At 70.7% G+C, this 10,956-nt stretch carries 11 protein-coding genes; 6 read left to right on the top strand and 5 right to left on the bottom strand.

What is annotated here, in order from left to right:
* Positions 1-4 precede the first annotated feature (4 nt).
* Positions 5-934: a metallophosphoesterase gene (locus tag AOK23_RS33885; RefSeq protein WP_055716364.1), complete on the bottom strand. Its 930-nt coding sequence runs from the start codon at positions 932-934 to the stop codon at positions 5-7.
* Between the two features lie 187 nt (positions 935-1,121).
* Here AOK23_RS33885 and AOK23_RS33880 point away from each other — a divergent pair, with 187 nt between their 5' ends.
* Positions 1,122-1,586 (top strand): GatB/YqeY domain-containing protein, encoded by a 465-nt coding sequence (locus AOK23_RS33880; protein WP_055716363.1) that lies wholly within the window; start codon positions 1,122-1,124, stop codon positions 1,584-1,586.
* A gap of 296 nt (positions 1,587-1,882) precedes the next feature.
* Here AOK23_RS33880 and AOK23_RS33875 read toward each other — a convergent pair whose 3' ends face one another.
* Positions 1,883-4,180 carry a transglycosylase domain-containing protein gene (locus tag AOK23_RS33875; RefSeq protein WP_206336370.1) on the bottom strand — a complete coding sequence of 766 codons (2,298 nt, stop codon included), beginning with the start codon at positions 4,178-4,180 and terminating at the stop codon, positions 1,883-1,885.
* Positions 4,181-4,588: 408 nt separating this feature from the next.
* Here AOK23_RS33875 and wblA point away from each other — a divergent pair, with 408 nt between their 5' ends.
* Complete coding sequence (wblA, locus tag AOK23_RS33870; protein WP_033524587.1) at positions 4,589-4,927, top strand: transcriptional regulator WblA; 339 nt, start codon at positions 4,589-4,591, stop codon at positions 4,925-4,927.
* A 128-nt stretch (positions 4,928-5,055) separates the two neighbouring features.
* On the opposite strand, the gene bagB is transcribed toward wblA, so the two are convergent.
* Together bagB and bagA are read right to left on the bottom strand one after the other, a co-directional pair.
* The gene (gene bagB, locus AOK23_RS33865; protein WP_055716362.1) at positions 5,056-6,438 is read right to left on the bottom strand and encodes an ATPase BagB; all 1,383 of its coding nucleotides are present in this window, start codon (positions 6,436-6,438) and stop codon (positions 5,056-5,058) included.
* Positions 6,435-7,412, bottom strand: coding sequence for an ATPase BagA (gene bagA, locus AOK23_RS33860; protein WP_055520995.1), 978 nt, complete (start codon positions 7,410-7,412; stop codon positions 6,435-6,437). The genes bagB and bagA overlap by 4 nt, the downstream gene beginning before the upstream one ends.
* 129 nt (positions 7,413-7,541) lie before the next feature.
* On the opposite strand from bagA, the gene AOK23_RS47275 reads away from it, so the two are divergent.
* The 4 genes from AOK23_RS47275 (at position 7,542) to AOK23_RS33845 (ending at position 9,947) form a co-directional block, all read left to right on the top strand.
* Positions 7,542-7,706 carry a Sp36 family protein gene (locus AOK23_RS47275; RefSeq protein ID WP_099966959.1) on the top strand — a complete coding sequence of 55 codons (165 nt, stop codon included), beginning with the start codon at positions 7,542-7,544 and terminating at the stop codon, positions 7,704-7,706.
* Entirely contained in the window at positions 7,703-8,170 is a 468-nt protein-coding gene (locus tag AOK23_RS33855) for a RidA family protein (protein WP_055520994.1), read from the top strand. The genes AOK23_RS47275 and AOK23_RS33855 overlap by 4 nt, the downstream gene beginning before the upstream one ends.
* Positions 8,171-8,250: 80 nt before the next feature.
* Positions 8,251-9,120 carry an NUDIX hydrolase gene (locus AOK23_RS33850; RefSeq protein WP_055716361.1) on the top strand — a complete coding sequence of 290 codons (870 nt, stop codon included), beginning with the start codon at positions 8,251-8,253 and terminating at the stop codon, positions 9,118-9,120.
* Entirely contained in the window at positions 9,117-9,947 is an 831-nt protein-coding gene (locus AOK23_RS33845) for an MBL fold metallo-hydrolase (RefSeq protein WP_055716360.1), read from the top strand. The genes AOK23_RS33850 and AOK23_RS33845 overlap by 4 nt, the downstream gene beginning before the upstream one ends.
* Positions 9,948-10,201: 254 nt before the next feature.
* Here AOK23_RS33845 and AOK23_RS33840 read toward each other — a convergent pair.
* Positions 10,202-10,956 (bottom strand): nucleotidyltransferase domain-containing protein (locus tag AOK23_RS33840; protein WP_055716365.1); only part of this gene is annotated, 755 nt, incomplete at its 5' end.

The raw sequence follows: 10,956 nt of genomic DNA, 5'->3' as shown, positions 1-10,956 counted from the left end.
CGCCCTACCCGTCCCTCTCCACCAACGTAAGCAGCGACGCCTCCGGCGGGCAGGCGAAGCGGACCGGGGTGTAGCGGTTGGTGCCGCAGCCCGCGGAGACGTGCATGTAGGCCGTGTGGTCGCCGACCGTGTGCGTGGAGAGGCCCTTGACGCGGTCCGTGTCGAGGTCGCAGTTGGTGACGAGCGCCCCGTAGAAGGGGATGCACAGCTGTCCGCCGTGGGTGTGGCCGGCCAGGATCAAGGGGTAGCCGTCGGCGGTGAACGCGTCCAGCGACCGCAGGTACGGCGCGTGGACCACGCCGAGGGAGAGGTCGGCCGACTCGGAGGGGCCGCCGGCGACCCGGTCGTAGCGGTCCCGCTTGATGTGCGGGTCGTCCAGGCCGGCGAGCTCCACCGACATGCCCTCGATCTTCAGCGTGCCGCGGGTGTTCGTGAGGTTGAGCCAGCCCGCGCCGTCGAAGCCGTCCCGCAGGTCCTCCCACGGGTTGTGGATCGCGCCGACCGCCGGCTTGTTGCCGTTCAGGCCGTGGCGGCCCTGCGCCTTCTCCATCAGGTACCGCGCGGGGTTGCGCAGCTTGGGGCCGTAGTAGTCGTTCGACCCGAAGACATACGCGCCCGGGAACTCCATCAGCGGGCCCAGCGCGTCCAGCACCTCCGGGACGCCCTCGGTGTCCGACAGGTTGTCCCCGGTGTTGATCACGAAGTCGGGGCGCAGCCCGGCCAGGGAACGCAGCCAGCGCTGCTTCTTGCGCTGGCCGCTCACCATGTGGATGTCGGAGACCTGGAGTATGCGCAGCGGTCGCATGCCCGGTGGCAGCACCGGCACCGTCACCCGCCGCAGCCGGAACGAACGGGCCTCGAAACCCGCCGCGTACAACACACCGGCGGCACCGGCCGCCGCGATCCCCAGAGGTACTCCGTAACGCGCTCGCATGCGTCCATCGTGTCAGACCCCGGCGAGGCGCCGCGCAGCCTGTGGACAACCGTGCCGCGGTAGCACCGACGCCAACTCGGCCTGTGGACAACCGACTCCGGGCCCGCCCTCCCGAACCGCCCCCGTTCCGCACACACCAGCGAAATCAAGGCGCGCCTCCCGCACCACACCTGCGACAATCAACCGCATGACCACGCTCAAGTCGAAGCTGCAGGAAGACCTCAACGCCGCGATCAAGGAGCGCGACGAGCTCCGCTCCTCGACGCTCCGGCTGACGCTCGCCGCGATCACCAAGGAGGAGGTCGCCGGTAAGGAGAAGCGCGAGCTCTCCGACGACGAGGTCCTCAAGGTGATCACCAAGGAGGCCAAGAAGCGCCGCGAGGCCGCGGACGCGTTCGCCCAGGGTGGTCGCGCCGAGTCTGCGGAGCGGGAGAAGGCCGAGGGCGAGATCCTCGCCGAGTACCTGCCCAAGCAGCTCTCCGACGAGGAGCTGAAGCAGATCGTCGTCCAGGCCGTCGAGGAGGCGAAGGCGGCCGGCGCCGAGGGCCCCCGCGCGATGGGTCAGGTCATGAAGATCGTCAACCCGAAGGTCGCCGGTCTCGCCGAGGGTGGCCGCGTCGCCGCGATCGTCAAGCAGCAGCTCGCGGGCTGACCAGGAGCGCTCGAGCCGCTCGAGCGATTGGGCTTTTGAGCCCAGCCCCTGGCCCTTCGGGGCCTCCGGCCCCCGAGTGGCTGTGTCTCCGAGCCCGGCCTCAGTCCTCCAGGCCTAGAGCGGTGAGCCCTCCGGTGCTCCGGGCCCCGGGCTGTCCGGGCCCGGCGCGGCTGTTCCTCCGAGCGACGGAGCCTGCGGTCACGCCAGCCGTACGGCGGTGGGGCGCCCCTTCCCAGAAGGGGCGCCCCACCGCCGTATCCACAGGTGCCCGGGCCCGTCGGCCCCGGCGGAGGAACTCAGCCGCCGAAGCCTCCGCCGCCGTTCCCGTTGCCCCTGTTCCCGCCGTTCGTCTGGCCCTGGATCCAGCCCTCGGGGATGGTGAACTCGGGGGTCGGGAAGGTACCGCCGTCGGTGCCGCCGATGAAGCCGTCGTCGCCTCCGCCTCCGTTGCCGTTCCCACCGCCGTTGCCGTTCCCGTCGTTGTCGTCGTCGCGGTCGCGATCGCGTTCGCGCGGACGGTCCTCGGGGAGCGGGACGGTGGTGAAGCCGGGGGCGGGCTCGCCGGCCAGCGCGCCGGCCATCATGTCGCGCCAGATCGGGCCCGGGACCTTGCCACCGAAGACCTTGCCGTAGCCGACACCGCCGATGGTGATGTTCACCATGCGGCGCTCGTGGGCCGGGTCGCCGACCCAGACCGCGCCCGCCATGTTCGGGGTGTAGCCCACGAACCAGGCCGCGTAACGGCCGTCCGTCGTACCGGTCTTACCGGCGCTCGGGCGGCTCGGGCCAAGACCCGCCTCCGTACCCGTACCGTCCTCGACCACGCCCTTCAGCAGGGTGTTGATGGTGTCGGCGGTGTTCTCCGACATCGCGCGGGAGCACGTCGACTTCGGGACCTCCAGCGACTTCGACTTCTCGCCGACCCGCTGGGTGATCGACTCGATGGCGATCGGCGTGCAGTACATACCGCGCGCGGCGAACGTCGCGTACGCGTTGGCCATGGTCAGCGGGGACATCTCCTGGGTGCCCAGCGCGATCGACGGGTTCTGGCCCATCTTCGCGCCGTCGGCCCGGTCGACGCCCATCTTCCCGGCCATCTCCGTCACAGGACAGATGCCGATGTCCGCGATCATCTGGACGAAGTAGGTGTTGACCGAGAGCGCGGTCGCCTTCCGCAGCGAGTACGGGCCGACCTCGGCCGTGTTCTCGTTGGTGAGCTTGGTGCCGTCCGTGTTCACCCAGTTCTTGCCGCCGCACACCGAGATCGGGCTCGGATACTCCATCTCGTACGGCGCGGAGTACGACTTGCCCGGGGACATGCCGCCCTCCAGGGCCGCCGCGGCCACGATCGGCTTGAACGTCGAACCGGGCTGGTAGCCCGCGCCGCCGCCCATGCTCTTGTCGACCGAGAGATTTATCGTCGTCTCGTTCTGCTTGACGTCCATGCCGTACGGCCGGGACTGGCCCATCGCGAGGATCTTGCCGGTGCCGGGCTCCACGACGGTGGCCGCGGTCGCCACCTCGTCCTTCTGGTAGACGTGGTCCTTGATGGACCGCTGGGTGGACTTCTGGGCCTTCGGGTCCATCGTCGTCCGGATCGTGAGGCCGCCCTGGTTCCAGGTCTTGGCCCGGTCCTTCTTCGTCTTGCCGAAGACCGGATCGTTCAGGAAGACCTCACGGACGTAGTCGCAGAAGAAGCCCGCGCCCTTGACGGCCGTGATGCAGCCGTTCTTCGGCTTGCTGACGTCCAGGCCGAGCGGCTTCTCCTTGGCCTTGTCGGCCTCCGACTGGGAGATGTCGCCCACCTCGGCCATGCGCTGCAGCACGACATTGCGCCGCTTGGTGGCCTCCTGCGGGTCGTTCACCGGGTCGTAGCGGCTCGGTGACTGCACGATGCCGGCGAGGAGGGCGGCCTCCTGGACATCCAGGTCCTTGGCCGACTTGGAGAAGTAGCGGCGGGAGGCCGCCTCGACGCCGTAGGCCTGCTGACCGAAGAACGTGATGTTGAGGTAGTTCTCGAGGATCTTCTTCTTGCCGAGCTCTTCCTCGAGCTGGATCGCGTACTTCAGCTCGCGGATCTTGCGGCCGAGGGTCTGCTGGGTGGCCTCGGCGACCTTCGTCGGGTCATCACCGGCCTCCTCCACCGCCACGTTCTTCACCAATTGCTGCGTCAACGTGGACGCGCCCTGGGTGACGCCGCCGTCCTGCGCGTTCCGGTTGAGTGCGCGCAGCACGCCCTTCAGGTCGATCGCGCCGTGCTGGTAGAACCGCGCGTCCTCGATGGCGACGATCGCCTTCTGCATGTACGGCGAGATCTTCTTGAGATCGACCACCGTACGGTCGCGGGAGTAGACGCTGGCGATCTGGTCGCCCTTGCTGTCCAGGATCGTGGTGCGCTGGCTCAGCGGGGGCTGCTTGAGGTTGGTCGGGAGCTCGTCGAATCCCTCGACCGACCCCTTGGCGGCCAGCCCCAGGGCACCGACGGCGGGCAGCGCGATGCCCGCCATGACGGCGCCCGCGAGCACGCTGACACCGAGGAACTTGGCGGCCTGCTGCGTGGAGGACAGACCACCGCCCGAGCGCTTGTTTGGCATGGAGGCAGCCTACGTTCTCATTCGCCGGACACACGTATAGGCCTTGGCCTAAGCTGCTCTCAACTGTCACAACCGTTGGCCCTTGTATCAAGTACGTCCGGCGAGCCCGAATCGTTCCGACGTTCTTCCGATTTTTTTCCAGGGCTGCGTCCGAATTCGCCTTGTGTGTCATTCGGTGTCCGTTGTGGCGTATGTCAACTGTCCCGATCTGTCGGGATAGTCACGTATGCCCTCGGGTCACTCCCGCGGGTGATCTGCCGCTTACGCATAGTCCGTTCGGGCCATTCAAGATTGGGCCCGAAGGGGGTGTTGCGCTGTGCCCTCCTTCCGTAACGTCCTCAACTGGCGGCGGTGAATATGCCGCTGCCGCCGTGGGGGAGCCTCGATTCGGGAGAGGACGGCGCCGGTATGGGCTGGGTAACCGACTGGAGTGCGCAGGCTGCCTGTCGCACTACCGATCCGGATGAACTGTTCGTTCAAGGAGCAGCGCAGAACAGGGCCAAGGCGGTGTGCACCGGATGCCCGGTGCGGACGGAGTGCCTGGCGGACGCGCTGGACAACCGCGTCGAATTCGGCGTGTGGGGAGGAATGACGGAGCGCGAGCGCCGCGCACTGCTGCGCAGGCGACCGACTGTCACCTCGTGGCGCCGTCTCCTCGAGACCGCGCGCACGGAGTACGAGCGTGGCGCGGGGATCCTGCCGCTCGACGATGACGAGATGTACGAGAACTACGCGGCGGTGAGCTAGAGGACGAGACCCCTTGCGGGTCCCGTCCGTCCAGGGCGCCCTTGAGGTGTCGGCGCGTCGGGCAGGTGTGCCGGCTCTCGGGTGCCCCGAGACACCGTTCAGCCGTAGGGATGCTGATCGTTCGTCGGTCAGTCGTCCGTGGTGGGCAGTTCCGGCCGTACGGTCGCGAGTCGGTCCCCGATGTCCCGCAGGCCAGCCAGGTCGTGGACATCGCCGGGCAGCGCGGCCACTTCGGCCACCGCCACCTCGGGATGCAGCGCGGTGAACCGGTCACGCGTGCGCTGCTCGCGGGAGAGCAGCCGCATCCGCTCGGCGTGCAGCCTGAGCAGACCTGCGGTCAGCGTCTCGACGGCGCGGTCCGGGGCGGGGGAGCCGTCCTGGGCGCCGGTGGATGCGGGAGATTCTGAACTGCCGGACGTGTCGGGAGAGTTACGAACTGCTTTCCCGTCCATCTGATCCACAATGCGGGGCTCGTCAAGATTTTCCGCGGCGGCGAGCGCGCGCTCGGCGGACAGCTGGGCCGCGCCGCTGCCGTGGACGCGGTTGAGCACCAGACCGGCCAGCGGCATGTCCTCGGCGGCCAGCCGCTCCACGAAGTACGCCGCCTCCCGCAACGCGTCCCGCTCCGGCGCGGCCACCACCAGGAACGCCGTACCGGGCGCCTGGAGCAGCTTGTACGTGGCGTCCGCGCGGGTACGGAAACCGCCGAACATGGAATCCATCGCGGCCACGAACGTCTGTACGTCCTTGAGCAGTTGACCGCCGAGGAGCTTGCCCAGGGCGCCCGTCATCATCGACATGCCGACGTTCAGGAACTTCATCCCGGCCCGTCCGCCGACCTTCGCGGGCGCCAGCAGCACCCGGATCAGCTTGCCGTCCAGGAACGAGCCGAGCCGCTTAGGTGCGTCCAGGAAGTCCAGCGCCGAACGGGACGGCGGGGTGTCGACGATGATCAGGTCCCACTCGTCGCGGGACCGCAACTGGCCCAGCTTCTCCATCGCCATGTACTCCTGCGTGCCCGCGAAGCCGGCGGAGAGCGACTGGTAGAAGGGGTTGCTCAGGATCGCCGACGCCCGGTCGGGGTCCGCGTGCGCCTCGACGATCTCGTCGAACGTGCGCTTCATGTCGAGCATCATGGCGTGCAGTTCGCCGCCCGCCCGTCGCCCACCGTCCTCGGCCGAGCCGTTGGGCGAGACCTCTCGCCGGTCCTCTATGCCCTTCACCCGGCGCGGGGTGTTGTCCAGCGAGTCGATGCCCATCGACTGGGCGAGCCGCCGGGCCGGGTCGATGGTCAGCACGACCACCTTCCGACCGCGCTCCGCGGCCCGCAGCCCCAGGGCCGCCGCCGTGGTCGTCTTGCCGACACCGCCCGCGCCGCAGCACACCACGATGCGGGTCTCGGGGTCGTCGAGCAGCGGGTCGATCGCGAGGGGGCGGATCGAGTTGATCGCCCGGTGTCCGTCAGGGGCGTGGGCCGATTCGTGCGGGGCGGCGGCCGGGTCCGAAGTCATGAGATCCCTTGCTGACGCAGTTCCGTGGCCAGTTCGTACAGTCCCGCCAGGTCCATGCCCTCGGCGAGCAGCGGCAGTTCGTGCAGCGGCAGGCCCAGCTCGCCGAGGACACCCCGCTGCTCGTGCTCCAGCGTGTACCGCTCGGCGTACTCCTCGGCCTGCGCGAGCAGTGGCTCCACCAGACGCTCGGCGTTGCCGCCGCGCCGGGCGCCGCCGAGGCCGGCCGTGGACAGCGACTTGGCGACGGCCGTACGCGGCACCGCGCGCGCCAGCTCCAGCTCGTCGAAGTCCAGCAGCTCGGGCCGCACCATGTTGACGATGATCCGCCCCACCGGCAGCTTCGCCGCCCGCAGTTCGGCGATCCCGTCGGCCGTCTCCTGGACGGGCATCTCCTCCAGCAGCGTCACCAGGTGCACCGCCGTCTCCGGCGACTTCAGCACCCGCATGACCGCCTGGGCCTGATTGTGTATCGGGCCGATCTTCGCGAGCCCCGCCACCTCGTCGTTCACGTTCAGGAAGCGCGTGATCCGGCCGGTGGGCGGGGCGTCCATCACCACGTAGTCGTAGGTGTACCGCCCGCTCTTCTCCTTGCGGCGCACCGCCTCGCACGCCTTGCCGGTCAGGAGGACGTCCCTGAGGCCGGGCGCGATCGTGGTGGCGAAGTCGATCGCGCCGAGCTTCTTCAGGGCCCGGCCCGCACCGCCGAGCTTGTAGAACATCTGGAGGTAGTCCAACAGGGCCAGTTCGGGGTCGATGGCCAGCGCGTACACCTCCCCGCCCCCGGGAGCCACCGCGATCTTCCGCTCCTCGTACGGAAGGGCTTCCGTCTCGAAGAGCTGTGCGATGCCCTGTCTGCCCTCGACCTCGACCAGGAGGGTGCGCTTCCCCTCGGTCGCGAGGGCGAGCGCGAGTGCGGCGGCGACCGTGGTCTTTCCGGTCCCGCCCTTGCCGCTGACGACCTGGAGCCTGCTCACGTATTCGAGCCTAACCAGTCCGCGCGCGGCATACGCGGGAGGCTGTGGACAACTCCGCCCCACATGGCCGTCCGGACCTCCCCGGGGCAGCGGCGGAACCGGTGCCGGCCAGGGGCTAAAGTCGGCCGCATGACCAAGAAGTGGGAATACGCGACCGTGCCGCTGCTCGTCCATGCCACGAAGCAGATCCTGGACACCTGGGGCGAGGACGGCTGGGAGCTCGTCCAGGTCGTGCCCGGGCCGAACAACCCCGAGCAGCTCGTCGCCTACCTGAAGCGCGAGAAGTCGGCATGAGCGCCGTCGAGGCCAAGCTCGCGGAACTCGGGCTGAGCCTGCCCGAGGTGGTCCCGCCGCTCGCCGCGTACCAGCCGGCCGTGCAGTCCGGGGTGTACGTGTACACCGCCGGTCAGCTCCCGATGGTGGACGGCAAGCTGCCCGTCACCGGCAAGGTCGGCGCGGAGGTCACCCCCGAGGAGGCCAAGGACCTCGCCCGCACCTGCGCCCTGAACGCCCTCGCCGCCGTGAAGTCGGTCGCGGGCGACCTCGACCGCGTGGCCCGCGTCGTGAAGGTCGTCGGCTTCGTCGCCTCGGCCGCGGACTTCACCGGCCAGCCCGCCGTGCTCAACGGCGCGAGCGAGCTCCTCGGCGCCGTCCTCGGCGACAAGGGCGTGCACGCGCGCAGCGCGGTCGGTGTGGCCGTGCTGCCGCTGGACGCGCCGGTCGAGGTGGAGATCCAGGTGGAGCTCACGTCGGCGTGACCACCCCCGTGCCCCCTCGGCAGCCACAAGATCGCGGGGGCTCACTCGAACATCCGGCCGTCACGGGTTAGCCTCCGCCCATGGCAAACGGGCAGTGGTACCCACCCGAGTGGCCGGATCGCATCCGCCGGCTCGCGGCCGGCACGCTGACACCGGTGACCCCCAGGCGGGCCGCCACCGTCATGCTGCTCAAGGACACGGCCGACACCCCGGTCGTGCACATGCTGCGCAGACGCGCCTCCATGGCCTTCGCCGGGGGCGCGTACGCGTATCCGGGCGGCGGGGTCGACCCGCGCGACGACGACCACCGGATCCGCTGGGCGGGCCCCACGCGCGCGTGGTGGGCCGACCGGCTCGGTGTCGACGAGGCCGGCGCCCAGGCGATCGTCTGCGCGGCTGTCCGCGAGACGTACGAGGAGGCCGGGGTCCTGCTCGCCGGCCCCACCCCCGACACGGTGGTCGGGGACACCACCGGCGACGACTGGGAGGCGGACCGCGCCGCCGTGGCCGCCCGGGACCTGTCCTTCGCGGAGTTCCTGGACCGCCGGGGCCTGGTCCTGCGCTCGGACCTGCTCGGCGCCTGGACCCGCTGGATCACCCCCGAGTTCGAGGCCCGCCGCTACGACACCTGGTTCTTCGTGGCGGCCCTCCCGCAGGGCCAGCGCACCCGCAACGCCTCCACGGAGGCCGACCGCACCGTGTGGATCCGCCCCCGCGAGGCCGCCGAGGGCTACGACAAGGGCGAGCTGCTGATGATGCCGCCCACCATCGCGACCCTGCGTCAGCTCACGGCGTACGACTCGGCCGCCGGTGCGCTCGCCGCGGCACCCGGCCGCGATCTGACCCCGGTGCTCGCCCGCGCCCGTCTGGAGAACGACGAAGTGATCCTCTCCTGGCCCGGCCACGACGAGTTCACCAAACGCATTCCGTCCGGCGGAGGCCCCGCATGACCGACGCAGCAGCCCTCCCCGGACAGCCGAGGGGCGGCGTCCTCTCGGGGCCCGCCACCACGCGCGCGGTGAACGTCCTCGCGCCCAACGCGTCCGCGATGACCCTCGACGGAACCAACACCTGGATCGTCTCCGAGCCCGACTCCGACCTGGCGGTCGTGATCGACCCCGGCCCCCTGGACGACGGGCACCTGCGCAAGGTCGTCGAGACGGCGGAGAGGGCCGGCAAGCGCGTCGCGCTGACCCTGCTCACGCACGGCCACCCCGACCACGCGGAGGGCGCCGCGCGCTTCGCCGAGCTGACCCGGACGAACGTACGGGCCCTCGACCCGGCCCTGAGGCTCGGCGACGAGGGACTCGGCGCGGGCGACGTGGTGAGCGTCGACGGCCTGGAACTGCGCGTCGTCCCCACGCCCGGCCACACCGCCGACTCCCTCTGCTTCCACCTCCCGGCCGACCGGGCCGTCCTGACGGGCGACACCGTCCTCGGCCGCGGTACGACGGTCGTGGCCCACCCCGACGGCCGTCTCGGCGACTACCTCGACTCCCTCCGGCGCCTCAGGTCCCTCACGGTGGACGACGGCGTCCACACCGTCCTGCCCGGCCACGGCCCCGTCCTCGACGACGCCCAGGGGGTCGTCGAGTACTACCTCGCCCACCGCGCCCACCGACTGGCCCAGGTCGAGACGGCGGTCGAGGACGGCTACGGCACGCCCGGCGAGGTGGTCGCCCACGTTTACGCCGACGTCGACCGCTCCCTCTGGCCGGCCGCGGAACTGTCGGTACGCGCGCAGATGGAGTACCTGACCGATCATGGCCTGATCTGAGAGCGCGGGCCCGGACGGCCTCCCGGCGGCATGAGCGGCCCGCTGCGGCCCGGAAGCGCGCCGGAGGCCGCCGGATGCCACCGGAGGTGCGGCAGGGGCCTGAGGGGCCCCAGGAGGCCTGACGGGGCCTCTGGGGGTAAGAGCGAGGCTGAGGGGCTCAGGAGGGCCGACGAGGCCACTGGGACCCGTGGGGGCGACCGAGCCGCGGGAACCCGTCGGTCATCAGCTCCTCGCTCGGCTCCTCGGCCGGCACCTCACCCGTCGTCCGGACGGGGTGCCTTGACGCCGTGCACGCGCGCGTACTCCTCGGCCAGCCAGGGCCCGAGATCGTCGACGTAGAACCGCAGCAGGGCTTCATGCCCCTCGGGGTCGGCGTCCGGGGCGTACGCGGCGGCCGCCGCCGCCCTCATCCGGTCGGCCCGCTCGGGGTAGTACTCGCCGAAGGCCTCCGCCATCTCGTGGAGGTCGCTGGTCCAGCCGTTCCAGCGGGGCATGACGAGGGTGAACCCGGTCCGGACGAGGCGGCGGGAGCAGGAGCGCACGAGGGAGCGCCGGGCCTCGGGGGTGGACGCGTCGGCGACGCGATCCCGCCAGCGGGGCAGCAGCCGCGCCAGGTCGCCGTTGGTCTCGCGGGCGAGGAGGGAGTCAGGCCGGTACCGGGGCAGGTCCTCGGCGAGGTCCTGGCCCAGCAACGGGGTGCACAGGCAGGCCACGAACCACCCCAGGTCGTAGCGCTCCGGATCACTGAGCACCCTGGCCCGGCTGACGAGCAGCGTCCCCGCCCCGTCGATCTGCGGGAACTCCCGGTCCAGCGCCTCGTCCAGGGCTCCGGCCTCCGCCCGGTCCGCGTCGGTGGGCTCGTCCCGCAGCACCACCAGCAGGTCGAAGTCACTGCGGCCGGGGCGGGCGGTGCCACGGGGGATCGACCCGTAGAGGTACGCGCTGTGCAGCCGCGCCCCGAACACCTCCAGCACCCGGTCCCGAGCGGCGGCCACCACCCCCCGAAACC

This window comes from Streptomyces torulosus, assembly GCF_001419765.1.
In the GTDB taxonomy this organism is placed as follows: Bacteria; Actinomycetota; Actinomycetes; order Streptomycetales; family Streptomycetaceae; genus Streptomyces; species Streptomyces torulosus.
This window is presented reverse-complemented; position numbering and strand designations above follow the sequence as displayed.

What these genes read in the sequence shown, in the direction of transcription:
- AOK23_RS33850 (WP_055716361.1), top strand. Translation starts at nt 8,251, where the DNA reads ATGGCAAACGGGCAGTGGTACCCACCCGAGTGGCCGGATCGCATCCGC.
- AOK23_RS33880 (WP_055716363.1), top strand. Translation starts at nt 1,122, where the DNA reads ATGACCACGCTCAAGTCGAAGCTGCAGGAAGACCTCAACGCCGCGATC.
- AOK23_RS33855 (WP_055520994.1), top strand. Translation starts at nt 7,703, where the DNA reads ATGAGCGCCGTCGAGGCCAAGCTCGCGGAACTCGGGCTGAGCCTGCCC.
- bagB (WP_055716362.1), bottom strand. Translation starts at nt 6,438, where the DNA reads ATGACTTCGGACCCGGCCGCCGCCCCGCACGAATCGGCCCACGCCCCT.
- AOK23_RS47275 (WP_099966959.1), top strand. Translation starts at nt 7,542, where the DNA reads ATGACCAAGAAGTGGGAATACGCGACCGTGCCGCTGCTCGTCCATGCC.
- AOK23_RS33845 (WP_055716360.1), top strand. Translation starts at nt 9,117, where the DNA reads ATGACCGACGCAGCAGCCCTCCCCGGACAGCCGAGGGGCGGCGTCCTC.
- AOK23_RS33875 (WP_206336370.1), bottom strand. Translation starts at nt 4,180, where the DNA reads ATGCCAAACAAGCGCTCGGGCGGTGGTCTGTCCTCCACGCAGCAGGCC.
- wblA (WP_033524587.1), top strand. Translation starts at nt 4,589, where the DNA reads ATGGGCTGGGTAACCGACTGGAGTGCGCAGGCTGCCTGTCGCACTACC.
- AOK23_RS33885 (WP_055716364.1), bottom strand. Translation starts at nt 934, where the DNA reads ATGCGAGCGCGTTACGGAGTACCTCTGGGGATCGCGGCGGCCGGTGCC.